The following is a 24,748-nucleotide window of genomic DNA, read 5'->3' as shown; positions in this document are numbered from 1 at the left end:
TCCTTCACCCGCTTCACCGCACCCACCACACCCACCCCGTCCACATCCAGCCGCACCGGATACCGGCTCGTGAACCACCCCACCGTCCGCGACAGATCCAGCCCCTCCACCACCTGCTCACGCCCATGCCCCTCCAGATCCACCAACAGACCCCCACCACCCGCACCACGCCCCGCACGCCACCGCGACACCGCCACACCCAACGCCGCCAGCAACACCTCCTCCACACCCGCCCGGAACACACCCGGAACCCACGTCAACAACGCCGACGTCACACCCGCCGGCACCTCCACCGACACCGAACACGACGAACCCGCCACATCCACCACCGGATCCAGCGCACGCGACGACAACAACACATCACCACCCGACAACACCCCCTCCCACAACCCCAACTCACCCACACGACCCTCCGCCAACCCCGGCAGAAGACCCGCCCACGCCCGATACGACGTCCCCACCGGCTCCAGCACCGGCACCTCACCCGCCACCACCGCACGCCACGCAACCTCGAGATCCGGCAGAATCACCCGCCACGAAACCCCGTCCACCACCAAGTGATGCACCACCACCAACAACCGGCCCGAACGCCCAGCCCCCGCGTCGAACCACACCACCTGCACCATCACCCCACCCTCAGGATCCAACCGCTCCCGAGCCGCATCCGCCTCCACCCGCACCAACTCCGACAACACACCACCATCACCACCCGACACATCCACCCGACGCACACACCCACCAGCAGAAACAGACCCCACCTCCCCCACCACAAGACCCCAGCCACCATCACCCGCAACCTCAAGCCTCATCCGCAACGCATCATGACGATCCACCACCGCCTGCACCGCACCCACCAACGCACCCACACCCACACCCGCCGGCACCGACACCAGCACCGACTGATGAAAACCACCCACACCCGACCCCAACTCACGCAACCAATGCACGATCGGAGCCGACACCACACCACCCACACCACCACCGGGGGGCTCGATCACCGCGGCGGCCGGGGTGTCGCCCTGCTCGTCGAGGGCGGCGGCGATGGCCTCCACGGTCCTGAGCCGGAAGACGTCGCGGGGACGCACCGACAGTCCGGCCCGCCGGGCCCGGCCGGCCACCTGGATGGACATGATGCTGTCGCCGCCCAGGTCGAAGAAGCTGTCGTCCGCGCCGACCTCCTCCAGACCCAGCACCTCGGCGAACAGCCCGCACAGCACCGCCTCGCGCTCCGTGCGCGGAGCCCTCCCCCGCACCACACCACCGAAATCGGGCGCCGGCAACGCCCGCCGGTCCAGCTTCCCGTTCGGGTTCAGGGGCAGGGAATCCAACGACACGAACGCCACCGGAACCATGTACTCCGGCAACCGCTCCGCCACGAAACCACGCAACACCCCACCATCCACCGGCACCCCGTCCACCGGCACCACATACGCAACGATCTGCCGCGACCCCGGCTGATCCTCACGCACCACCACGGCCACCCGGCCCACACCCGGACACGCCCCCACCACCGACTCGATCTCACCCAGCTCGATACGGAAACCACGCACCTTCACCTGGTCATCCGCACGCCCCAGATACTCCAGCTCACCCCCCGCCGACCAACGCACCACATCACCCGTCCGGTACATCCGCCCACCCGCGACACCGAACGGATCCGCCACGAACCGACCCGCCGACAACCCCGCACGCCCCAGATAACCCCGGGCCAGTCCGGGCCCGGCGATGTAGAGCTCTCCCGTGACCCCGGGGGGCACGGGGCGCAGGCCGGCGTCCAGGACGTAGACCCGGCGGTTGGTGATCGGCCGGCCGATCGGCGGGATGCCGTCCGCGGAGCCGTCGCCGGAGAACCAGGCGGTCGAGTAGACCGTGGCCTCGGTCGGCCCGTAGATGTTGGCGACCCGGGTGCCCGGCATGGTCCGCCGGATGTCGTCCATCAGCCGGGCGGGCAGGGCCTCGCCGGCCAGGACGACCAGGTCCGCGCGCACGCCGAGGCCGCCGTGGGCCAGGAGCTGGTCGAGGGCGGACGGCACGGCGCTGATGAGCGTGCCGGACCAGGTGTCGTACGGCGCCTCGGTGAGCGCGAGCACATCGCGCACGACCTCGACGGAGCCGCCCGACAGGAGGGGGCCGAAGACCTCGAAGACCGACACGTCGAAGTTGAGCGAGGTCGCGAACAGGACCCGGGACAGCCGCTCGGGGCCGATCTCGGTCGCCGCCCAGGCGGCGAGGGCGACCACGCTCTCGTGGCTGACGACGACGCCCTTGGGGCGGCCGGTGGAGCCCGAGGTGTAGATGACGTACGCCGGGTTGGCGGGCCGCAGCGGTGCGACCCGGTCGGCGTCCGTCGGGGCGTGCGCGGGCAGGGAGTCCAGTTCGGCGGTGATGTCCTCGCCGTCCAGGAGGAGGCGCGGCGTGCCGGTGCCGGGCAGGCCCCCGGCCACCTCGGCGGTGGTCAGGACCAGCACCGGGGCGGCGTCCCGGAGCAGGAACTCGATCCGCTCCGCCGGATAACCCGGGTCCACCGGCAGGTACGCGGCCCCCGACTTGAGCACCGCGAGGACGGCGACGAGCAGGTCGGCCGAGCGCGGCAGGGCGACGGCGACGAACTGCTCGGGGGCGGCGCCGCGGCCGATGAGCAGCCGGGCCAGTCGGTTGGAGCGCTCGTCCAGCTCGGCGTAGGACAGACCGGTCCCCCGGAACGTGACCGCGACGGAGTCGGGGGTGCGGGCGGCCTGCTGCCGGAACGCGTCGGCCAGGGTGCCCGCGGGCACCGGGGCGGCGGTGTCGTTCCAGTCGACGAGGACGCGGTCCAGCTCCGCCGCCGGCAGCAGGTCGATGCGGCCGACCGGCCGGTCCGGGTCGGCGACGACGGTGTCGAGCACGGAGAGGAGGGCGGCCAGGATCCGCTCGGCGCGGTCCCGGTCGACGACGCCGGGGCGGTACCCGAGGCGCAGTTGCAGCCGGTCGCCGGGGACGGCGATCAGGGTGAGCGGGTAGTGGGTGGTGTCGCCGCCGTCGACGCCGGTGACCCGCAGCCGGCCGTCCGCGCTGCCGAGGTCGAGCGCGTCGATCGGGTAGTTCTCGAACACCGCGATGGAGTCGAAGAGTTCGCCGTGTCCGGTCAGCCGCTGCACATCGGCGAGGCGGACGTGCTGGTGCGGCATGAGCCGGGCCTGCTCGTCCTGCACGGCCCCGAAGAGGCCGGACAGGCTGTCGCCGGGGCGCACCCGCACCCGGACGGGCAGGGTGTTGATGAACAGCCCCACCATGTCCTCGATGCCGGGCAGGTCGGCGGGGCGGCCGGAGACGGTGGCGCCGAAGACGACGTCGTCGCGGCCGGTGAGCCGGGCGAGGACCAGGCCCCAGCAGCCCTGCACCACGGTGTTGAGCGTGATGCCCAGGGCGCGGGCCCGCGCGCTCACGGCCTCGGTCAGCTCCGCCGTGAGTTCGGTCCGGATCTGCTCGGGCGCGGCGGCGTCGGCGGTGTCGTGGGAGGAGGCGAGCAGGGTGGGTTCGTCGAGTCCGGCCAGGGCCTCGCGCCATGCCGTGCCGGCCGCGGCGCGGTCCTGGCGGGAGAGCCATTCCAGGTGGTCGCGGAAGGGGGTGACGCGCGGCAGGGCCGCGGTGTCGGAGCCGGAGGCGTACAGCGCGAAGAGCTCGCGGACCAGGACGGCCGTCGACCAGCCGTCGAGCAGCAGGTGGTCGTAGGTGAGGACGAGCCGGTGGCGGCGGTCGTCGAGCCGGATGGCGGTGAAGCGCAGGAGCGGCGGGGCGGCCGGGTCGAAGCGGCGGGCCCGGTCCTCGTCGAGGATCCGGGCGACGGCGGCGTCGCGCGCGCCGGGGGCCAGGTCCGCGAGGTCCTGCTCGGACCAGGGCAGCGGAACCGCTGCGGTGATCACCTGGACCGGTGCGTCGAGTCCTTCGTGGACGAAGCCCGCGCGCAGCCCGGCGTGCCGGCCCAGCAGCGTCCCGGCGGCCCGGCGCATGGCCGTGGCGTCGAAGTCGCCCTCGAGGTCGAGGACGATCTGGACGGTGTACGCGTCCGAGCTCGCGTCCTCGTCGAGGGCGTGGAAGTGGAGTCCTTCCTGGAGGGGGGAGAGCGGGAGGACGTCGACCAGGCCCGGATACGCGGTCTCCAGCGTCTCGATCTCGTCCTGCGTCACCTCCACCAACGGAACGTCCGACGGCGTCAGACCACCCGCACCCGGCTCACCCGCCGCCACCACCAACGACTCCAGGACCTCCACCCACGCACGGGCAAGCCCCTCCACCTCACCCTCACCGAACAACCCGCCCGGCCACGCCCACACCGCCGACAGCACCGAACCCTCCGCACCGTCCAGCGTCAGCGCATTCACCTCCAGCGCATGCGGCATCCGCATCGACGGATCCACACCCCCACCCACACCACCGGCCTCACCCACCGGCGACCAGTCACCACCCTGAGCAGCAAAACGACCCAGATAGTTGAACCCCACCTGCGGCTCCGGCAACGACGCCAGAACCCCACCCGCCACCGGATGCAGATACCGCAGCAAACCAAACCCCATACCCCGGTCCGGCAACCCCCGCAGCACCTCCTTCACCCGCTTCACCGCACCCACCACACCCACCCCGTCCACATCCAGCCGCACCGGATACCGGCTCGTGAACCACCCCACCGTCCGCGACAGATCCAGCCCCTCCACCACCTGCTCACGCCCATGCCCCTCCAGATCCACCAACAGACCCCCACCACCCGCACCACGCCCCGCACGCCACCGCGACACCGCCACACCCAACGCCGCCAGCAACACCTCCTCCACACCCGCCCGGAACACACCCGGAACCCACGTCAACAACGCCGACGTCACACCCGCCGGCACCTCCACCGACACCGAACACGACGAACCCGCCACATCCACCACCGGATCCAGCGCACGCGACGACAACAACACATCACCACCCGACAACACCCCCTCCCACAACCCCAACTCACCCACACGACCCTCCGCCAACCCCGGCAGAAGACCCGCCCACGCCCGATACGACGTCCCCACCGGCTCCAGCACCGGCACCTCACCCGCCACCACCGCACGCCACGCAACCTCGAGATCCGGCAGAATCACCCGCCACGAAACCCCGTCCACCACCAAGTGATGCACCACCACCAACAACCGGCCCGAACGCCCAGCCCCCGCGTCGAACCACACCACCTGCACCATCACCCCACCCTCAGGATCCAACCGCTCCCGAGCCGCATCCGCCTCCACCCGCACCAACTCCGACAACACACCACCATCACCACCCGACACATCCACCCGACGCACACACCCACCAGCAGAAACACACCCCACCTCCCCCACCACAAGACCCCAGCCACCATCACCCGCAACCTCAAGCCTCATCCGCAACGCATCATGACGATCCACCACCGCCTGCACCGCACCCACCAACGCACCCACACCCACACCCGCCGGCACCGACACCAGCACCGACTGATGAAAACCACCCACACCCGACCCCAACTCACGCAACCAATGCACGATCGGAACCGACACCACACCACCCACACCACCACCGGGTTCGGCGCCCCAGACGGTCCGGTCCCGGCTGTCCTCCTCGGCGGCCTCGGCCAGTGCCTCGACGGTCTTCAGCCGGAAGACGTCGCGCGTGGTCAGGACGAGACCGGCGGTGCGGGCGCGGCTGACCAGCTGAATCGACATGATGCTGTCGCCGCCCAGGTCGAAGAAGCTGTCGTCCGCGCCGACCTCCTCCAGACCCAGCACCTCGGCGAACAGCCCGCACAGCACCGCCTCGCGCTCCGTGCGCGGAGCCCTCCCCCGCACCACACCACCGAAATCGGGCGCCGGCAACGCCCGCCGGTCCAGCTTCCCGTTCGGGTTCAGGGGCAGGGAATCCAACGACACGAACGCCACCGGAACCATGTACTCCGGCAACCGCTCCGCCACGAAACCACGCAACACCCCACCATCCACCGGCACCCCGTCCACCGGCACCACATACGCAACGATCTGCCGCGACCCCGGCTGATCCTCACGCACCACCACGGCCACCCGGCCCACACCCGGACACGCCCCCACCACCGACTCGATCTCACCCAGCTCGATACGGAAACCACGCACCTTCACCTGGTCATCCGCACGCCCCAGATACTCCAGCTCACCCCCCGCCGACCAACGCACCACATCACCCGTCCGGTACATCCGCCCACCCGCGACACCGAACGGATCCGCCACGAACCGACCCGCCGACAACCCCGCACGCCCCAGATAACCCCGGGCGAGCTGGACGCCCGCGAGATAGAGCTCTCCCGGCGCACCCGTGGGGACCGGCCGCAGCCCGGCGTCCAGGACGTACACCCGGGTGTTCCACACGGGCCGGCCGATCGGCACCGACGGGCTCTTGTCCTCCGGGCCGCACGCCCACCAGGTGACGTCGACGGAGGCCTCGGTCGGCCCGTACAGGTTGTGCAGTCCGATCTCCGACGGTCCGGCGAAGACGGCGTGGAAACGGTCGCGCAGGGTGGCGGGCAGCGCCTCGCCGCTGCAGATCACCCGGCGCAGTCCGGTGCACTCGGCCGCGGCGGGCTCGGCCAGGAACGCCTGGAGCATGGAGGGTACGAAGTGCGTGGTGGTGACGGCCTGTTCACGGATGAGCCCGGCCAGGTAGACGGGGTCCTTGTGGCCCTCGGGGCGGGCGACGACCAGGGTCGCGCCGGTGATGAGCGGCCAGAAGAACTCCCACACGGAGACGTCGAAGCCGGAGGGGGTCTTCTGCAGGACGCGGTCGTCGGCGGTGAGCCGGTAGTGGTCCTGCATCCACAGCAGCCGGTTGACGATGCCCGCGTGGGGGACGATCGCGCCCTTGGGGCGGCCGGTGGAGCCCGAGGTGTAGATGACGTACGCCGGGTTGGCGGGGGCGGCGACGGGCAGGGCGATGCCGCTGTCCGGTCCGTGGCCGGCCAGCAGTTCCGCCGTGCCGGGCGTGTCCAGGAGCAGCTGCGGCGTCTCGGTGCCGGGCAGCCCCTCGGCCACCTCGGCAGTGGTCAGGACCAGCACCGGGGCGGCGTCCCGGAGCAGGAACTCGATCCGCTCCGCCGGATAACCCGGGTCCACCGGCAGGTACGCGGCCCCCGACTTGAGCACCGCGAGGACGGCGACGAGCAGGTCGGCCGAGCGCGGTACGGCGACGGCGACGAAGCGCTCGGGGCCGACGCCCTGGGCCACGAGCAGCCGGGCCAGCCGACCGGCCCGCTCGTCCAGCTCCGCGTAGGACAGACCGGTGCCCTCGAAGACCAGGGCGGTGGCGTCCGGGGTGCGCAGGGCCTGGGCGTCCAGCAGCGCGGTCAGGGTGGTCGACGGCACCGGGTGGGCGGTGTCGTTCCACGCCTCCAGCACCTGGTGGCGCTCCGCGTCGTCCAGCAGGTCGATCTCCCCGACGGCCCGGTCCGGTCCGCCGTCCGCGAGCTCCGCCAGGAACCGCAGGAAGCGGTTCAGGTGGGCGTCGATCTCGTCGGGGGTGTACAGCTCCGGGTTGGCGTCGAGGTCGATCTGCAGCCCCTTGCCGTCCCCGCGGTCGTAGACGACGACGGCCATGTCGTCGGCGGGCCCGACGGAGAGGTTGTGGACGACGGCCCGGTGCCCGGCGAACCGCAGGTCGTAGTCGAACATCATGATGTTGACCTGCGGTCCGACCAGCTTCTGGTCGTCGGCGAGCAGGTTCAGGTCGCGGCGCAGGTCCTCGTAGCGGTAGCGCTGGTGGCGGAGGTCGGCCCGCATCGCGGCGGAGGTGTGGCGCAGCAGTTCGCCGACGGTCATGTCGCGGGCCGGGGCCAGGCGCAGCGGCAGGACGTTGGAGACCATGCCGGGCACGGAGCGGGCCGCGCGGCCGAGCCGGGTGGTGACGGGGAGCCCGAGCATCACCTCGTCGGTGCCGGTGCAGCGCTGGAGGTAGGCGGCGAAGGCGGCGGCCAGCACCGGCGGCCAGGACACCTCGGCCGCCCGCGCGAGTTCCCGCAGCGCCCCGGCCGTGGTCCGGTCGAGGTGGGCGGTGCGGCGCACCAGGCGCCGGGCCGTGCCGGGCCGGCCTCCGGACGGGCCGACCGGGCCGGGTGCGCTGGCGAGCCGGTCCGTCCAGTAGGCGCGGTCCTTGGCGAACCGCTCGGAGGCGCGATAGGCCAGGTCGGCCTCGACGAGGTCGCTCAGCGGGGCGAAGGGGCAGGCGCCCGCCTCGATGCCCTCGGCCAGCGCGGTGTAGACCTCGGCGACGCGCTGGGCCACGAGCGCCACGGTGAAGCCGTCGACGGCGCTGTGGTGGTAGGCGTGCAGCCACAGGTAGCGGTCGTCGGCGATCCGGAACAGTTCGAAGTCGAAGAGGTGGTCGTGCCTGATGTCCTTGGGGGTGGCGAGCAGGTCCCGCATCCGCAGTTCGGCCGCCGCGCGCGGGTCCGGTGCGGCGGACACGTCGGTGACGGGCAGCGACCAGTCGAGGGTCGGCTCGATCCGCTGGCGGGGCCCGTCGGGCGTGTCCACGAAACGCACCCGGAGGCACTCCGCCTCGGCCAGCACCTGCCGCAGCGCCGTCTCGAACAGCGGGACGTCGACCTGGCCGTGGATCTCCAGGTACTCACCCGCGTTGTAGATGACGTTGGCAGGGTCGAGCTCCTGCGCGAACCAGATGCCGGACTGGGCAGCGGTCAGAGGCAGAAGAAGGTCCTGGACGTCGGACAACGGGAACCACCCTCGGTCGTGTTCTGGGACACCGGCATGCGGCGGCGGGGCGGGGCCCTGCCGCCGTCGGTCGTCACGGCGAAGCGCGCGGGAGGCGCGCGAGTACTCATCCTGACTCGCGCAACGGACAACTCTCGCAGGAGTGCACGTTGTTGCAGACCGGACGAAGAGCCACGCCGTGCCGGGTGCACTGGGAGAGTTGTCGAGCCAGTGATGACGTACGACGGAGGTAGAGGGATGTCCGAGCAGACCGATGTGTGGTTCCGCCGCTTCAAGCGGGTGCCGCGGCCGCGGCTGCGGCTGGTGGGCCTGCCGCACGCGGGCGGGGCCGCCAGCATGTTCCGCAACTGGCCGCAGTGGCTGCCGGACGACGTGGAGCTGCTGGGCGCCTGCTACCCCGGGCGGCAGGACCGGCTGGGCGATCCGTGCGTGACGCGGATGGGCGAGCTCGCCGACGCGCTCACCGAGGCGCTGCTGCCGGTGACGGAGCAGCCGCTGGCGCTGTTCGGGCACAGCATGGGGGCGTCGGTGGCGTTCGAGGTGGCGCACCGGCTGGAGCACCGGCACGGTGTCGTGCCGGCCGTGGTGTTCGTCTCGGGCCAGCAGCCGCCGGCCCGTTACCGCAGCAACCGGGCGCACCTGGGCGGGGACGCGGGACTCCTGGCGGAGGTGGAGCGGCTGGGCGGCGACGGCACGAAGTTCCTGGACAGCCCCGAGATGCGGGAGCTGCTGATGCCCGCGATCCGGGGCGACTTCGCCCTCATGGGGAGCTACCGGCCCGACCCCTCCCTGCGGATCACCGCCCCGGTGGAGGCCTGGGTCGGCGACGCGGACTGCGACGTCACGGTCGAGGAGACCCGGGCGTGGTCCGACACCACGTCGGGCTCCTTCAACCTCCGGGTCTTCTCCGGCGACCACTTCTATCTGACGGCCGACACCGAGGAGTTCGGACGCCGGGTCGACGAGCGGCTGTCCCTGACGGCGGTCGGCACGCACTGAGCGCGGCCTGCATGCACTGAGCGCGGCCGGCACGCGCTGCGCGGACCCTCCGCGACGACGGCGGCCCCGGAACCCTGCTGGGTTCCGGGGCCGTTCCCCTGTCCTCGTGCGCCGTGCCGGTGTGACGGCCGTGGTTCCGTCACACCGGTACGGCGCCGCGCGGACGGTCCGTCACGCGGCGGGGCTCTCCATCGCCGCGACGAGGCTCTTGGGCCGCATGTCGGTCCAGTTCTCCTCGATGTACGCGAGCGCGTCGTCGTGGCTGGACTCCTTGAGGGCGACGGTCCATCCGGCCGGCACCTCGGCGAAGACCGGCCACAGCGAGTGCTGGCCCTCGTCGTTGACGAGCACCAGGTAGGTGGCGTCCTTGTCCTCGAACGGGTTGGTCGACATCGTGTGTTCTCCTCGGATCGTGTGCTTCGTGGTTTCGTACGCGGCTCGACGGCGGACCGTCAGCCGCAGCCTCCGGCGTGCCCCAGGTCTCCCGAGGCGGTGGTCGACAGGGCTTCTTCGGGCACCGGCGCGACCGTTCCGGGCCGGGCCGGCGCGGTGGCGCGTACGGCGTCGGCGAACCGGTCGAGCCGGTCCAGGCCCCAGAACTTCTCGCGCCCCGCGATGAGGAAGGGCGGGCCGAACACCCCGTCCTTGTAGGCCGACATGAGCGCCTCGGTGGACCGGGACCGCAGCTCCGGGTCCTCGGCCGCGGCAGCCGCCGCTGCCGGGTCGAGGCCGATCCGCCCGGCCACGTCGGCGATCACCTCGGGGTCCGAGATGTTCCTGCCGTCCTGGAAGCGCGCGCGGTAGACGAGGTCGACGTACCGGGGCCCGAGGCCCCGGTCCGCAGCCAGGTAGTACGCGAGGTGCGAGACCTCCCACACGGGTTCGCGGTCGACGGGCCAGGACACGGTCAGGCCCCGGTCGGCCGCGAGCCTGCGCACGTCGGTCAGCACGTAGAAGTGCTTCTCCCGCGACATCGGGGTGTAGAGGAACGAGCCGCCCGCCCCGGCCAGCGCCTTCTCGCTGCGCGGGTCCGGGTCCCAGTACGGGATCCACTCGACGGCGTCGGCGACGTCGCCGTGCCGGTCCACCAGGTCCCGGTGGGCCAGCCAGGAGTACGGGCTGCGGAAATTGAAGTACCAGCGTGGGCCGCGCTTGGCCATGGCCGTCCTTCCGGTGGCTGGGTACCCCTCCCGGCAGGCCCGGCCCCTGGGGCGGGCGTTGCCGGTCATGGCACTAGATGGTGATTCCGCCGTCGATCTGGAAGACGGAACCGGTGATGTACGCGGCGCGGTCGGAGGCCAGGTAGGCGATGAGGTCGGCGACTTCCTCGGCCCGGCCCATCCGGCCCAGCGGGATCGACTTCAGCGCCCGGTCCTTGACCCCGCCCTGGAGCGCGGAGGTCATGTCCGTGTCGATGAAGCCGGGCGCCACGACGTTGGCGCGGATGCCGTACGGCCCGGTCTCCTTGGCGAGGGCCTTGGTGAAGCCGATGATGCCGGCCTTGGACGCCGAGTAGTTGGTCTGCCGTGCGTTGCCGTAGACCCCGGCGACCGACGAGACGTTGACGACGCAGCCGGACTTCCGCTTCATCATCGCGAAGATGGCGGCCCGGCAGACGTGGTAGACGCCGTCCAGGTTGGTGTCCAGCACGTTGTGCCACTGCTCGTCGGTCATCAGCAGCAGCGGGTTGTCGCTGGTGATGCCGGCCGAGGTGACGAGGACGTCGATCGGTCCGAGTTCGTCCTCGGTGCGCTCGGTCAGGTCGCGCACCGCCTGGGCGTCGGTGACGTCGGTACGGACCGCGAGGGCCCGCACGCCCAGTTCGGACACCTCCTTCTCCAGCGCCTGCGCGGCCTCGGCGTCGGACCGGTAGCAGAAGGCCACGTCGTGGCCGTCCTGGGCCAGGCGCAGCACCGCTGCTCTTCCGATGCCCCGTGATCCGCCGCTGACGAGCGCGACGCGGGACGGCTTGTCTCCCACCCGTTTCTCCTTCTGTGAATAACCGTGACCGGCGCTGGTGTCGTGACCGGCGGACGAAGGACCCTAGGTCCCGGTGGCCGCGCGGAGCTGCTCCGCCGGGCGGAACGCCATCGTGGCCCTCGCGACGGTCATGACCGTTTCGCCGTCCACGAGCGACTCGCCCTCGAAGATCATCGTGTCGCTCAGCACCCGGTAGACCCGGACCCGGTGCTCCACCACGTCACCGGGGAACACGGGCCGTTCGAACCGGGCGTCGCTGACGCCGCCGAACAGCATCACCTGCCCGTTCAGCACGTCCGGGTTGGGGTCGTCCCAGGTGGCCAGGACGCCCGCCGCCTGGCACCACGACTCCACGAGCAGCACCTCGGGGTAGTGGTGGTCCTGCGGCCCGGCGTCCTGCGGGAGCGCGGCGTACCAGGGTTCGTTGCAGGTGACGGCCTTGCGGGCGACCAGTCGCTCGCCGGGCACCAGTTCGTCGACCCGGTCCACCAGCAGCATCGGGAAGCGGTGCGGCAGCAGCCGGCGCAGTTCGACGGTACCGATCACGGCCGGCCTCCCGTTCTGAAGCCCAGCCGGATCGACGCGGCGTCGCCCCGGTCGGTGCGGGCGGTCGCCGTGACCCGCCAGTCCCGTCCTTCGGGGCCGTCGGGCTTCCAGACGAGTTCCATGGACAGTTCGTCGCCGGGCAGCACCGGTCCGCGGAAGCGCGCGGACTCCACCGCGGCCAGCGTGACCGGGCCGGGCGCGGTGGCCAGGGCGCTGCGGCGTACGCATTCGATGACGCAGACCCCGGGGAAGATGGGGAAGCCGGGGTAGTGGCCCGCGAAGATCTGTTCGGCGGGGTCGACGCGGCAGACGGTGGCCGCCGTCAGGCGTCCCCCTTCCTCCGCCGTCGCCGGGCGCACGACGCGGATGCCGGCCGTGACCGGGGAGACCCCGGTCACGGACCCGGCGACGGGTCCGGCGACGGTCACTGCGAGGTCCGCAGCTTCTGCTCCAGCAGGTCGTAAGCCGCCTTCAGGCAGGTGACCTGCTTGAGCTCCTCCTCGCGGAGCTTGACCTGGTAGCGCTTCTCCAGCACCACGACGACCTCCAGGGCCATCAGGGAGTCGATCTCCAGGTCGTCGGCGAAGTTCGTGTCGTCGGCGATGTCCGAGACCTCGACGTCGAGCACCTCGGCGATGAGCGCGCGGAGCTGCTCGAGGTCCAGTGCCTGCACTGCGGATGTCATGGGAGTGTCCTCTCTCGTTGCTGTTCTGGCCGTACGTTCTTGTCGGTGCGGAAGACCGGTACGCAAGACCGGTCAGCCCAGTCGCAGCACCGCGCAGCCCGCCTCGCCGTCCCGGTCCACCGCGGTGACGACCGCGGTCCGGCCCGCGGCCTCGGCCCGCTCGGCGACGGCCAGCACCGCGGCCATCTGGAACATGGCCGCCGCCCCGGCGGTGTCGCCGATCAGCTGCGACACGCGGTTCACCGCCGTGGGGGCGAACCGGGACTCCAGGACGGACTGTTCGGCGTCGCCGAGGGCTCCGCGCGCGCCGCTCGGGGCGACCATCCACACGTCGGCCGGGTCGGTGCCGGACCGCTCCAGCGCCCGGCGCACGCAGGTGTCGAGCACGGGGGCGGCGTTCTCGCCGCCGCCCGCGAAGACCCCCACCTCGACGGCCTGGACGGTCGCCAGCGGGGTGCCCTGCGCCGAGCCCTCGGACTCGATCTGGAGCATCACGCAGCCCTCGCCGTGGATGGTGCCGTGCTCGTCCTCGCCGCGCGCGTGCCGGTCCAGCCAGGCACGGGCGTCGGCGTACTCCTCGACGGCGCCGCACAGCACGGTGCGGGCACGGTCCGCGTTCAGCAGCCGCTGGGCGTACTTCAGGGCGTGCAGCCCGGAGACCCGGCCCCCGGCGATGGTGGTGTTGGGGCCCTTGAGCTGGTGCCAGATGGCGCACTGTCCGGCGGCGCAGTTCATCACCGCGTTGGGGAAGCGCGCCGGGTCGACGAAGTAGGGCTTCTCCGAGACGAGGCCGCCGCGGGTGAAGTCCATCATGCTCTGCACGCTGCCCGAGGTGGTGCCCAGGACCAGCGCGACCTCCTCACCGGTGACGGTGGCGGGGTCGGAGGGCGACTCCTCGATCAGCCGGCCCACCGCCGAGACCGCGAGGCCGGTGGCCCGGTCCATGGCGCGCGTGCCCTTCTTGCCCAGGGCGGCGGCCGGGCTGAAGCCGGGGACGAGGCAGACCTCGTCGTCGGGCGTCTGCCACTGCTCGCGGTCGACCGGGGCGACCGTGGACCGGCCGTCGTGGAATCCGCCCACGAAGGCGTCCCGGCCCATGCCGAACGGCGAGACGGCCGACCACGCGGAGATCACAGTCTTGGTCATGAGAGGTCCATTCCTTGGCTGGAGCGACTGGCGACTACGGGGGCTGGGCGGGGGCCCTGGGCGGCGGGAGGTCCGGGGACGGGGCGGCCGGGGAACGGCCGGGCGTGCCCTGCGGTCACAGGTAGCTCACCATCCGGTACTCCGGCCACCGCCCGGCCATCTCCGCGGCGGGCACCGGGCGGACGGCTTCGTCGAACAGGTCGCCGGGGGTGAATCCGAGGGCCGTCAGGTCCTCCTCCTGCACGAAGATCCGCACCCCGGCGTCCAGCAGCACCCGCAGGTCGTGGCGCGGGTCGGTCAGGGTGTCCAGCACCCGGTCGCCGAACCGCAGGGGGCCGGTCTCGGCCGCCCCCACCGCGCAGGTCACGGCCGGTCCGCGCAGCAGGATGTCCATGCCGCCCAGCTGCCGGTGGAGCTCGACCGCCATGTACAGCACGTCGAAGAACTGCTTCTCCACCGCGCCGCGGTGGGCGCGTTCGACGATGCCGAGGACCCGGCCGTTGTCGGTGGCACCGGCCGCGGGGCCGGTGGTGTGGGTTGTCGTCATGGTCAGAGCACCCCCACGAACAGGGTCTTGTCCGCCGCTGCGACGTTCTCCGCGAAGGCGGAGGGCGCCCGCAGCCTGACTTCGGGGATGTGGGCCACGGCGCCGCGCTCGTCGCTGCAGAACCGGCAGCCGTACCAGTGCAGCCGGCCCGGGTGCGCCGCGAGCATTCCGCGGATCACGGTGAGGGTCGACGGGTAGTCGCCGGACCAGTTCGCGAGGTTGCGCGGCTTGGACTCGCCCAGGCCCTCCTGGGTGAGCATCGTCGCGTAACCGCACGCCCAGACCTGTACGGCGGCGTCCTGCCGCAGCATCTCCTCCACGAGCCGCAGCACGCTGGTGACCATGTCGGAACCGTGCGGCGAACCCATCAGGGTGACCAGTACGTCGGTGTGCGGGATGCCCCTCCTGCCCCTGGCCATGTCAGTGCCACACCACCTTCACCACCGGGTCGAGTACGCTCCCGGCGATCTCGTCCATGTCCACCAGCCGGGCCTCGGGCACCAACTGCTCCTTCTTCAGGCCGCGTTGTACGACCGAGTACCTGTCGACCAGCAGCTCCCCGTCCGCCGCCAGGTAGCCCTCCAGCTCCGGCAGCTCCCCGGGGACCGCGCCCAGGACCCCCTCCTGGAGGAGGAGGAGCCGGGTGCGGTGGCCGCCGCCGGCCAGGGTCGTGGCGTCGCGCACGAAGGACGCGCACTCCCGGCCGGCCCAGGGCCCCTGCGTCTCGATGAGGAGGTGCTGGTTCATGCGTCCGGTGCCGACTCGCCGCGCAGGGCCCGCAGCACGGGCTCGTCGAAGTTCACCAGGTGCCAGTCGGTGCGGCTGTCGATGACGGCGTAGCCGTGCGTGACGTGCCCCGTGGCGGTCTGCACCAGGTGGCCGTCGCGCACCACGTACGTGTCGAACCGGGACCGGTAGAGGAAGTCCTTGAAGACCTCCTCGACCGTGTAGATCACGTACAGGTCCTCCTCCATGAGGGCCTCGTCGAGGATCCTGATGTGGGAGTGCGAGCAGGCCGGGATCCACTTGCGGTCGTCGAGGAGCGTCTTGATCGACAGCCCGCGGTCGGCCAGGAAGAGGTCCACGACCTCCTCCATCTGCCGCAGGTAGCCGGACATCTGGAGCCGCTCGGTGAAGTGGCAGTACGGGTACGGGATCCGCCACTTCCAGCCGAACGCGTTCCTGCCCGCGGTCAGCTGCTCCAGCACCGGGTCGGGCCCGTTGGTGCCGTGGCCCTCGGAGAGGTCCGTGGTCGTGGCGACGGCCGCCGCGGCGCCGGGCTCGGAGGTGCCCAGGCGCTCGACCGCGAGCGGGGCCAGCGGGGCCGGCACCGGCTCGGGCGGGAACGTGGTGTCGATCCGCAGCGCCACCTTCGCCTTGCCGGTCACCGCCTTCACCGACGCGCCGTCGCGGTCGACGCTCAGCGTGACCCGGAAGGCCAGCCCGTCCGTGCCCTCCTTGAAGACCGGCACCACGTCGGCGGTGACCAGGTCGTCCAGGTGCAGCGAGCTCAGGATGCGGACGTCCATCTCCACGAAGTCCAGCCCGAGGCCGAGTTCCTCGTACAGCTTGCGCGTGGACAGGCCCGCGGACCTGAAGTGCTCCAGGATCGCTTCCTCGACCAGGTAGTTGTCGTGCTTGAAGCCGATCCAGGTGCAGATGTTGGAACCCTCGAACCTCGGGCGCAGCTGCACCCGGGTCGGGGTCTGCAGAAGGGTCTTGACCTGGGTCTCGGTCACGTCGCTCATCGGCCCGGCTCTCCAAAGGCTCGGTCGCCGGGCCGGCACCGGCCGGCCCTGGCGGACAGTGTGCTGACGAAGTCGCCGACCACCGCGGAGAACTCCTCGGGCCTCTCGGCCATGAGGAAGTGCCCGCAGTCGGCGAGGATGTGGGTCTGTGCGTCGGGGAGTTCGGCCGCCAGGTTCAGTCCCTCGGCCGGCTCCACCGCGAAATCGTGTTCACCGCCGATGACCACGACGGGTACGTCGATCCGTTCGGCCCGCAGCCAGGGGGTGCGCAGATAGCTGTCCACGAACCGCATCCAGCCGTACGGGCCGACCCGGTCGCACACGCGGCGGGCCATCGACAGCTGGATGTCCGGGTCCAGCCTTCCACCGGAGTGGACCCGGATGCCCTCTTCCATGATCCGCTCGAAGTCGTCCAGGTAACGCGTCATGGCCTCCCAGGTGAAGTCCTCGGGGCTGCGCCGGTAGAACGGGGCGACGAGCGCCATGCCGCGGATGCCGTAGCGGGCGAACGGGTCGCCGCCCGCGTCGAGTTCGCGGTCGATCAGGGACATCAGCTGCATCGCGGAGAAGGAGTGGGCGACGACCACGTCCGCGCCGCCCACCACCCCGGCCAGCGCTTCGGCCAGCCACGGGGAGGCGTCCGGCACGTGGTGCCAGCCGTCCACCCCCGCACCGCGCCACGGCAGGTCGGCCGACCACACCTCGTAGCCCTGCGGGCGGTGGGCCAGGAAGCCGTCCCACACGGTCGCGCTGTTGCCGAGGCCGTGCAGGAGCAGCATCCGGCCGCGCACGGGGCCCCGGGCCGGGTGGCGGTGCAGGATCACCGGCCGCCCGGCGCCGCCGGCCGGGGCGGGCCGGGCGGGCGCCGGGGCGCCGGGGGTGTGGGCGGGCAGCGTGGCCGTGGCCTCGCCGCCGCTCACCCCGTCTCTCCGGGGCTCACCAGGACCAGGCCCGCGGCGGGGCCCGTGTCGCCGCCCCCGGTCACGGCGTACACCGGACCGGCGCCGCCCGCGGCGAACCAGCCGGCCGACGCCGCGCACTGGAGCACGCCCAGCGCGCCCGACGCCCCGCGCCACTGCTGTGCCAGTCCCAGGTCCCGTACGCCTTCGAGGAGGCCGGCCGCGCCGGCGGGCGCGGTGTCCGGTGCCTGCCAGGCCGCCGGGACGCGGGCGTCCTCACCGCCGAGCGCGGCCAGGCAGGACGACAGGTCCGTGCCCCGGGCGTGCCCGTCGATGCCGGCCCGCGCCCGGGCCCCGCGGGACGCCGCGGTGCGCTGCGTCTCCAGGACCAGCGCCGCCGCGCCGTCGAAGGCGGTGTCCAGCCCGGACAGCCTGCGGGCCGGTTCGGTGTCCGGTTCGGCCCCCAGGACGAGCACCTGGTCCGCGCGGCCCGAGCCGAGCAGGGCGAGCGCCCAGCGCACCGCGTCGGTGCCCGAGGTCTCCCCGTTGCACAGCATCAGGTTGGGCCCGGTCAGGCCGAAGCGGATCGCCACCGAGGAGGCCAGCACGTTGCTGGAGGCGTTGGGCAGGTCCATCGGGCTCGCGGCGGACGCGGTGTCGGCCGCGATGGTCTCCACGGTCCGGCAGATCGTGTCCAGGTTCCCGTAGTTGGAGCTGGCCACGACGGCGATCCGGTCGCCCCGCGGGGCGCGGTCCTCGTCGTCCAGGAGCCGGGCCTCGCGCAGTGCGTCGCGGGCCGCGCAGTAACCGAGCTGGGTGGCCCGGTCCTTGTAGCGCAGTCCCTTGCGGCCGAGCCGTTCCCTCGGCTCGACGGGGGTGCTCCCCTCCGGCTTCGGCCGCAGCAGATCGTCGGGGGTCTCGACACCTGCGACTGCGATGCCGATCCCGGTAACCAGCGTGCTCAACGGACCGCCTCCACGACCGCGACGGCGTTGATGCCGCCGAAGCCGAACGCATTGATCTGGGCCACCGACATCTCGCCGACGGCTTCCTCACCGGTGACGAACCGGAATCCCGCGGCCTCCTCGACCGGGTGGGAGAGCCCGAGGGTGGGCGGTACCCGCCCCTCCTCCAGCGCCCGCATCGCCGTGATCATGCCGATCAGTCCGGACGCGCCCGAGGTGTGGCCGGTCATCGACTTGATCGCGGTCATCAGCGGCCTGCCGACGTGCGGTCCGAAGACCTCGGCGACGGCGGTGGCCTCGGCCTCGTCGTTGAGGAGCGTCCCGGTGCCGTGCAGCATCACCAGGTCGATGTCCTTGGGCTTCATGCCGGCCAGGTCGTGTGCCTGCCTGATCGCCGAGGCGATGCCGGCGTCGTCGGGCGCGGTGGCGTGGTGCGCGTCGCAGTTCAGGCCGACCGCGCGCAGCCGTCCGTGCGCCCTGCCGCGCCGGTTCCCGTCGTCGCGCCGCAGCACGACGGCCGCGGCACCGTCCCCCATGACCGCGCCCGTGCGGTCGCGGTCGAAGGGCCTGACCCGGTCCGGCGGCACCGGGTGGACCCGTTCCACCAGGCCGTACATGCTCTCGGTGAGCACGTCCACCCCGGCGGCGATCACCGTGTCGGCCTCGCCGAGTTCGAGCAGGTCGGTGCCCATCGCGAGCGCGTACAGGGAGGCCGAGCAGGCGTTGGCGAAGGTGTACGTCGCCGTCGTGTCGAACCGTTCCCGCAGGGCGCGGTCGAAGTGCAGCCGGTCCGCCTCCATGGGGGTGCCGTCGCGCCACCACAGCTCCACGGAACGCAGCTCGCGCAGCCCCGTGCCGATCAGGACGGGCACGTCCGAGAGGTCCTCGCCCAGGCCCGCGTCCCGGGCGGCCTGCCCGACCGCCTCCAGCAGCCACTTGGTGGCCCGGCCGGGCACGTCGGCGCCCGGCACCGGCCGGTCGTCGATCTCGTACGCGTACCGGGCGGCGTACCGCGAACGGTCGAAGCCGCGCAGCTCGGCGTGGGCGCTGCGGCCCGCGCAGAGACCGTCGAAGAGTTCCCGGGGGTCGCGGCCGACTCCGGCGACCGCGCCCACTCCACCGACCAGCCAGCTCATCGCACCTGCTCCTCGTATTTCCCGAGGGCGACGACGGCGTTGTTCCCGCCGAACGCCAAGCCGTTGTTGAGCACGACACGGAGGTCGGCCTCGACCGCCTCGTTGGGTACGCAGTCCACGTCGCACTCGGGGTCGGTGCGCACGTGGTTGATGGTCGGGGGAATGAAACCGTGGACGATCGCCAGGGAGCAGGCGATCGCGGACAGGGCGCTGGCGGCGCCCATGGTGTGCCCGATCATCGACTTGATCGAGACGGTGCGGGGCGCCTCGCCGAACACCTCGCGGATGGCCTGGGCCTCGGTGACGTCGTTGGCCTTCGTCCCGGTGCCGTGCGCCGAGATGAGGTCGACCTCCTCCGGCTTGACGCCGGCGTTGTCGAGGGCGAGCCGCATGGCCCGGCCGACGCTCGCCCCGTTGGGCGCCACCTGGTGGTGGGCGTCGCAGTTGAGTCCGTAGCCGAGGACCTCGGCGTAGATGCGGGCGCCGCGGGCCCGTGCGGAGGCCAGGCTCTCCAGCACCAGGACGCCCGCGCCCTCACCGGTGAGGATGCCCTTGCGGTCGGCGTCGAAGGGCTGGCAGCGCTCGGGGGCGATGGTGCCCAGCCGGTAGAAGCCGGCGAACGTCTTGCGGCACAGGGCGTCGGCGCCGCCGCACAGGGCGAAGTCCACCTCGCCGGCGCGCACCGCGTCGTAGCCGTAGCCGATGGCGTAGTTGCCCGCCGCGCAGGCGGTGGGGATGGTGACGGCCTCCACGTCGGTCAGGCCGAGTTCGTGGGCGATGGCCGTGGAGAGCCGGCCGGCCCTGACCCGCCGGGCGACCGTGGGGTCCATGTCCTGGGGTCCGGTGCGGATCTCGGTCTCCACCAGGCCGTCGAGGTCGCGGGACTCCCCGTCGGTGGTGCCGATCGAGATGAGTCCGCGCCTGGTGCGCAGTTCCTCGGGTGCCAGGCCGGCGTCCTCGGTGGCCATCCTGGCGGCGGCCACCGAGAACCGGGCGGCACGGCCCAGCTGCTCGAGCTCCTGGTTACGGATCCACCGGCCGGGGTCGAAGTCGCTGACCTCGCAGCCGTTGGCGTAGGCGAAGCCGGTGGTGTCGAAGCTGGTGATGGGCTTGGCGCCACTGCGCCCGGCCCGCAGCCCCTCGGCGAATGCGTCCGCGCCGATACCGATGCTGGAGAACACCCCGAACCCGCTCAGGACCACTCTCTGCGCACTGTCCGGCTCGTCCGTGGAGAACGACGTCATGAAATCTCCCCAACCCGTCTCGATGGTCCGTCGTGTGGTGGTTCGGATTACCAGCCGGCTATGTCGGAGACGACCTGGTAGACGCTCTTGAGGTTGACCATCCGGCCCAGCTCGGCCTGGTCGATCTCGATGTGGAACTCCTTCTCCAGCGACGCGAGGATCTCGATGGCGCGCAGCGAGTCGGCGTCGTGGTCCTCCTTGAAGAGGCTGGTCTCCGTGACGTCCTCGGGCTCGATCTCCAGGATGTCGCAGACGATGTCCTTGATCTTTTCCTGGCGCTCGGCGACGACAGTGCTCACTTGGTTCTCCTCGTTCGGATGTGATGTCTTGCCAAAACTCCGGCGGCGCCAACACTGGCGCATCCCATGGCACTTGGGCAGATCCGGTGCACCTTGTTGCAATGCCCTGGAAAACCGGCACCTCCCGGCAGGCCGGGGGGCCGGAGACCGCCCGGCGGGGGCCGGAGCCTGCCGGGCAACCGGTCGGGGCGGCCCGGCGGGCTCCCGGCGGCCGTTTCGGGGGCTCTCAGGCGGCGCTGGACTGCACGTGCCCGTCGCCCGCCCGGCGCGGCCGGGAGCGGCGCAGGTCGAGCTGGACGAAGGCGCGCTGGAGCCAGCGGTCGCGGCCGTCGTAGCGGGGGCGGAACGCGGTACGGCCGTGCAGGGCCAGCCGGTTGTCGACGTAGGCGAGGTCCCCGGGCTCCAGGATGAGGGTCTTGCGCACCTCGACGAACACCTCGCCGAGCTCCGCCATCGCCCGCTCCGCCTCCGGGTCCAGCGCCTCGGTGCTGGTGAAGTCGACCTTCACGTCGGGGTCCTCCGGGTCGCCGCTGAGGATTCCGTGCGGCTCGGGCAGCGACTGGAGGCCGCCGAACGAGGCGGGGGGCGCGGTGACGAAGCGCGGCTCGTGGAGCACCCGGCGGGTCTCCTCGGAGAGCAGCGGCAGGGCGTTGCGGATGGAGGCGATCCGCAGGCCGGCGACGTTGTCGTGGTCGTTGCGCAGGCACATCAGGCCGACGAGGTCGGGGCGCAGGGGGTGGAAGGCGTTCTCCACGTGCATGGTCAGCTGGGTCGCGCCCGCGTTGCCCTGGAAGTCCTCCATGCCCGGGACCGGCACCACGTCCTGCACCAGGGCGCCGCCCTTCTCCTCCCGGAAGGCCATCAGCTCGCCGAGCTGGAGGGAGATGAGGGCGAGCACGGAGGCGGGCAGGGTGCTCGTGCGCTGCACGGAGCCGGCCTTGCCGGGCGTGTCCGGGAGGGACTCGGGGGCCACCGGGAGGTTGCGCAGGAGCAGCATCGCGTCGGCTCCGGGGTCGCGCACGAACCGGCGCAGCGTCTGCCGCAGCCTGACCGGGAGGAGTGCCGAGAGGTCCCTGGCCGAATCGATCCAGAACCGGTCGTCCACCGCGCGCGGCTGGATTCCGCTGACGTGGGAGGCGACTATCTCCAGCTCGGTCTTCTCTTCCTCTGTGAGCACGATGCCGGTCTTGCGGTCCAGCACGTTTCCGACGTCGACAGACATGAAACTCCTCGTCTCCGGGAGGTGGCTCGGGAAATGGGGCCGCGCTGCCGGCGAGCCGTCCGGCGCCGTCATCAGCCTGACAAGCGGTGGGCGCCGTGGGGCTCGCGTTGCAGCAACTGGCAAGATTCGAAAGGGGGTCGGGAGGGAACGGGGGCGCGCGGCCGGTGGCCTGCGCTCAGGGCCCGTCGGGGGCCTTCGGCCGGAGGGTCCGGCAGGCGTTCAGAGCAGTCCCATCTGGGCGGCGCGGACGCCGGCCTGGAAGCGGCTGCGCGCGTCGAGTCCGAGCATGGTGGAGGCGACGTCGTTGCGCACGGTGCGCACGCTGACCCCGATGCGGCGGGCGATCGCGTCGTCGGTGAGGCCGTCGGCGAGCAGCCGCAGGATCTGTTCGCGGCGCGGCCGGGTCGGCTGGGCGGGGACGGAGGACAGCGCCTGGCGGACCTCCATGCTGCTGTCCCACAGCCGGCGGGCGAGCTTCTTCAGGGAGTCGAGCGCGGTGCCGCCGCGCAGCACCCGGGCGCCGCCGCTCTCGTCGAACAGGACGCCCACCGCGCCGTCGATGACGACCGCGCGGGTGGGGACGTGCGGGAGGGTGCAGGGGGCCGCTCCCTGGCCGCCGAGCCACCGTGCGTGCTCGACGACGGCGGGCAGGTGGAGGAAGGAGGCGCCCCACACCTGGCGGAGCGCGGCGTCGCGGCGCAGTACCGCGTCGGCCACGTGCCGGGAGAACTCGAAGGAGCCCGGGCAGTGTTCGGGCACCAGCATGACCACCTCGTGGCGCACCGTGGTGGCCAGCCGCTCCACGAGGGCCGAGGCCTCGTCCACACTGCCGGTCTCGACCGGTTCGGCGATCCGGTCCGCGGCCCGTTCGTGCAGGGCGATCAGCCGCTCCACCGCGACCGCTCCGGGCAGCCCGCTGCCCTGGGCGTCCTGGAACCTGCGGGTGGCGAGCGCCGGCAGGGCGAGGGACGGTTCGACGGCCCGGATGGCCTGGTCGTCGTCGGCCGAGGCCGCCACGAGCCCTTCCTCGCGCAGTCCCTCGATGATGCGGCCCAGCGACTCCTCGCTCACGTCGAGGACACCGCACAGTTCCGACATGCGCCACCGGCGGCGGCGCAGCAGCATTCGGTAGACGAACTCGGTCTGCCGGTCAAGTCCTATGGCCCGCTCTCGTTCCATTCCTGCCTGCCCCCGTGAAAAATCATCAAACTGCAAAGGCGCGTAGCCGTACATGAATGGAGCCTCCCCGAAGGTGCACGAACACGCCCTGCACAGGACCTCGTCAGCGAATGGAGAACACGTAATCGCTGATTCGAGACACGCCGCATCCCCGAGTGGCCCGAGAATGCGGGAGACGGGACCTCACCCATTTCCGGATCGTTCCGCAGTGGGTGGGTCGCAACGTTATTCGCCGACAATGGCCTGCCGGTGCGAATTCATGCCCCATGTCTATCCGGTGCGGGCCGGGAGAGGCAATGGCGGCTACAGGAAGCTGCCACGGGAGGAGGTTTCAACGCACGAGTCCCGCACCTAGCTGCACCGCCGCGTCGACGACGGCAGCACCATGCCGCCGTCCGGGGGTCCTGCCGAGCCGGGCCACGGGGCCCGAGACGCACACCGCGGCCACCACCCGGCCGCCGGGGCCCCGCACGGGAACGGCCACCGAGGCGGTCTCCCAGTCGCGCGTGCCGACGGTCTGCGCCCAGCCCTGCCGGCGCACACAGGTGAGGGTGGCCGCCGTGAAGCGCGCCCCGCGCAGGCTCAGGTAGAGGTTCTCCGGGGTCTCCCAGGCCACCAGCACCTGGGCGGCGGCCCCGGACTTCATCGGCAGGGCGGCCCCGAGCGGCACGTCCTCGGGCGGGCCGCTCCCCTCCACGGCGGCCACACAGACCCGCAGGTCACCGTGGCGGCGGTAGAGCCGGGCGCTGGCCCCGGTCCGGTCGCGCAGCGAGGTCAGTACGGGTCCGGCCGAGGCGACGAGCCGGTCCCGGCCGGCCTCCTCCGCCATGTCGCCGAGCCGCGGCCCCAGCACGAACCTGCCGCGCCGGTCCCGGGTGACCAGCCGCAGCCGCTCCAGGGCGGTCGCCAGGCGGTGCACCGTGGGGCGCTTCAGTCCCGTGCGCTCCACCAGCTCCGTGAGGGAGGCGGGCCCCACCTCCATCACCTCCAGCAACAGGGAAGCCTTGTCCAGGACCCCGACGCCGCTCACCAGTCGCGTCCGTTCGGGAGCTGAGGCGGTCATTCCCGAAACCCCTTTCTCCGGGCATGGAGGAGCTCTTCGGAAGAGCTCGTCGGAAGGAAGAGTTCGACCGGAGGGTCCGGGGCCGCCGAAAGGGCTCCGGACCCTCGTGCCCCGGCGGCATTCGGGGGGGGGTGGCCGCCGGTCAGTGAGGCTTCGCTTCGAGAGGGAAAGCACTGCACCTGGCGACCATGCAATCCCCCGGGACAGCACACGGCAATGGCTCCTACAGGAAGCTGCCAGACGACCGGCAAATGATCACTCGCTGTGCTTCCCGGGCCAGGAATATAGAGGAGGGATAGATATCTCTCCAATCCTGTGTGCTACGACCCGCGGGGGAACCGGCTCGAAAAGGAGG

General features: G+C 71.9%; 20 protein-coding genes and 1 pseudogene. 1 reads left to right on the top strand and 20 read right to left on the bottom strand.

What is annotated here, in order from left to right:
• Positions 1-2: 2 nt before the first annotated feature.
• Positions 3-9,053, bottom strand: a pseudogene (locus tag OCT49_RS23230) (amino acid adenylation domain-containing protein); the annotation flags it as partial.
• Here OCT49_RS23230 and OCT49_RS23225 point away from each other — a divergent pair.
• Complete coding sequence (locus OCT49_RS23225; protein WP_283853768.1) at positions 8,973-9,734, top strand: thioesterase II family protein; 762 nt, start codon at positions 8,973-8,975, stop codon at positions 9,732-9,734. The pseudogene OCT49_RS23230 and the gene OCT49_RS23225 sit on opposite strands and share 81 nt — an antisense overlap.
• A 171-nt stretch (positions 9,735-9,905) precedes the next feature.
• On the opposite strand, the gene OCT49_RS23220 is transcribed toward OCT49_RS23225, so the two are convergent.
• The 19 genes from OCT49_RS23220 to OCT49_RS23130 all read right to left on the bottom strand — a co-directional run bounded on the left by OCT49_RS23220 (position 9,906) and on the right by OCT49_RS23130 (position 24,393).
• Positions 9,906-10,127, bottom strand: coding sequence for an MbtH family protein (locus tag OCT49_RS23220; protein WP_148836728.1), 222 nt, complete (start codon positions 10,125-10,127; stop codon positions 9,906-9,908).
• A gap of 59 nt (positions 10,128-10,186) precedes the next feature.
• A complete protein-coding gene (locus tag OCT49_RS23215) occupies positions 10,187-10,894 on the bottom strand; it encodes a 2-hydroxychromene-2-carboxylate isomerase (protein WP_283853767.1) in 708 nt (235 codons plus the stop codon).
• Positions 10,895-10,967: 73 nt separating this feature from the next.
• Entirely contained in the window at positions 10,968-11,714 is a 747-nt protein-coding gene (fabG, locus tag OCT49_RS23210) for a 3-oxoacyl-[acyl-carrier-protein] reductase (protein WP_283853766.1), read from the bottom strand.
• A 63-nt stretch (positions 11,715-11,777) separates the two neighbouring features.
• Positions 11,778-12,260, bottom strand: a complete 483-nt coding sequence (locus OCT49_RS23205; protein WP_148836725.1) for a 3-hydroxyacyl-ACP dehydratase FabZ family protein — start codon at positions 12,258-12,260, stop codon at positions 11,778-11,780.
• Positions 12,257-12,688, bottom strand: a complete 432-nt coding sequence (locus tag OCT49_RS23200) for a 3-hydroxyacyl-ACP dehydratase FabZ family protein (RefSeq protein ID WP_283853765.1) — start codon at positions 12,686-12,688, stop codon at positions 12,257-12,259. Before OCT49_RS23200 ends, OCT49_RS23205 begins: the two co-directional genes overlap by 4 nt.
• Positions 12,685-12,945: an acyl carrier protein gene (locus OCT49_RS23195; RefSeq protein ID WP_283853764.1), complete on the bottom strand. Its 261-nt coding sequence runs from the start codon at positions 12,943-12,945 to the stop codon at positions 12,685-12,687. The genes OCT49_RS23200 and OCT49_RS23195 overlap by 4 nt, the downstream gene beginning before the upstream one ends.
• A gap of 72 nt (positions 12,946-13,017) precedes the next feature.
• Positions 13,018-14,091, bottom strand: coding sequence for a beta-ketoacyl synthase N-terminal-like domain-containing protein (locus tag OCT49_RS23190; RefSeq protein ID WP_283853763.1), 1,074 nt, complete (start codon positions 14,089-14,091; stop codon positions 13,018-13,020).
• A gap of 115 nt (positions 14,092-14,206) precedes the next feature.
• Positions 14,207-14,638 carry a hypothetical protein gene (locus OCT49_RS23185; RefSeq protein ID WP_283853762.1) on the bottom strand — a complete coding sequence of 144 codons (432 nt, stop codon included), beginning with the start codon at positions 14,636-14,638 and terminating at the stop codon, positions 14,207-14,209.
• A gap of 2 nt (positions 14,639-14,640) precedes the next feature.
• The gene (locus OCT49_RS23180) at positions 14,641-15,057 is read right to left on the bottom strand and encodes a hypothetical protein (RefSeq protein ID WP_283853761.1); all 417 of its coding nucleotides are present in this window, start codon (positions 15,055-15,057) and stop codon (positions 14,641-14,643) included.
• A 1-nt stretch (position 15,058) separates the two neighbouring features.
• On the bottom strand, positions 15,059-15,385 hold the full coding sequence (locus OCT49_RS23175; RefSeq protein ID WP_283853760.1) for a hypothetical protein: 327 nt from the start codon (positions 15,383-15,385) through the stop codon (positions 15,059-15,061).
• Positions 15,382-16,386, bottom strand: coding sequence for a hypothetical protein (locus OCT49_RS23170; protein ID WP_283853759.1), 1,005 nt, complete (start codon positions 16,384-16,386; stop codon positions 15,382-15,384). The genes OCT49_RS23175 and OCT49_RS23170 overlap by 4 nt, the downstream gene beginning before the upstream one ends.
• Entirely contained in the window at positions 16,383-17,306 is a 924-nt protein-coding gene (locus OCT49_RS23165) for an alpha/beta fold hydrolase (protein ID WP_283853758.1), read from the bottom strand. Before OCT49_RS23165 ends, OCT49_RS23170 begins: the two co-directional genes overlap by 4 nt.
• Positions 17,303-18,250, bottom strand: coding sequence for a beta-ketoacyl synthase N-terminal-like domain-containing protein (locus tag OCT49_RS23160; RefSeq protein ID WP_283853757.1), 948 nt, complete (start codon positions 18,248-18,250; stop codon positions 17,303-17,305). The genes OCT49_RS23165 and OCT49_RS23160 overlap by 4 nt, the downstream gene beginning before the upstream one ends.
• On the bottom strand, positions 18,247-19,386 hold the full coding sequence (locus tag OCT49_RS23155; protein WP_283853756.1) for a beta-ketoacyl synthase N-terminal-like domain-containing protein: 1,140 nt from the start codon (positions 19,384-19,386) through the stop codon (positions 18,247-18,249). The genes OCT49_RS23160 and OCT49_RS23155 overlap by 4 nt, the downstream gene beginning before the upstream one ends.
• Positions 19,383-20,630: a beta-ketoacyl-[acyl-carrier-protein] synthase family protein gene (locus tag OCT49_RS23150; protein ID WP_283853755.1), complete on the bottom strand. Its 1,248-nt coding sequence runs from the start codon at positions 20,628-20,630 to the stop codon at positions 19,383-19,385. Before OCT49_RS23150 ends, OCT49_RS23155 begins: the two co-directional genes overlap by 4 nt.
• A 47-nt stretch (positions 20,631-20,677) precedes the next feature.
• Positions 20,678-20,929, bottom strand: coding sequence for an acyl carrier protein (locus OCT49_RS23145; RefSeq protein ID WP_148836714.1), 252 nt, complete (start codon positions 20,927-20,929; stop codon positions 20,678-20,680).
• 226 nt (positions 20,930-21,155) lie between these two features.
• Positions 21,156-22,151: a TauD/TfdA family dioxygenase gene (locus tag OCT49_RS23140; RefSeq protein WP_283853754.1), complete on the bottom strand. Its 996-nt coding sequence runs from the start codon at positions 22,149-22,151 to the stop codon at positions 21,156-21,158.
• Positions 22,152-22,370: 219 nt separating this feature from the next.
• Complete coding sequence (locus tag OCT49_RS23135; RefSeq protein ID WP_283853753.1) at positions 22,371-23,330, bottom strand: helix-turn-helix transcriptional regulator; 960 nt, start codon at positions 23,328-23,330, stop codon at positions 22,371-22,373.
• 331 nt (positions 23,331-23,661) lie between these two features.
• Positions 23,662-24,393 (bottom strand): IclR family transcriptional regulator, encoded by a 732-nt coding sequence (locus OCT49_RS23130; protein ID WP_283853752.1) that lies wholly within the window; start codon positions 24,391-24,393, stop codon positions 23,662-23,664.
• Positions 24,394-24,748: the final 355 nt, after the last annotated feature.

This window comes from Streptomyces sp. ML-6 (genome assembly GCF_030116705.1).
Lineage (GTDB): Bacteria > Actinomycetota > Actinomycetes > Streptomycetales > Streptomycetaceae > Streptomyces.
The sequence above is the reverse complement of the archived record's forward strand: the minus strand, read 5'-3'. Positions and strand labels throughout refer to the sequence as shown.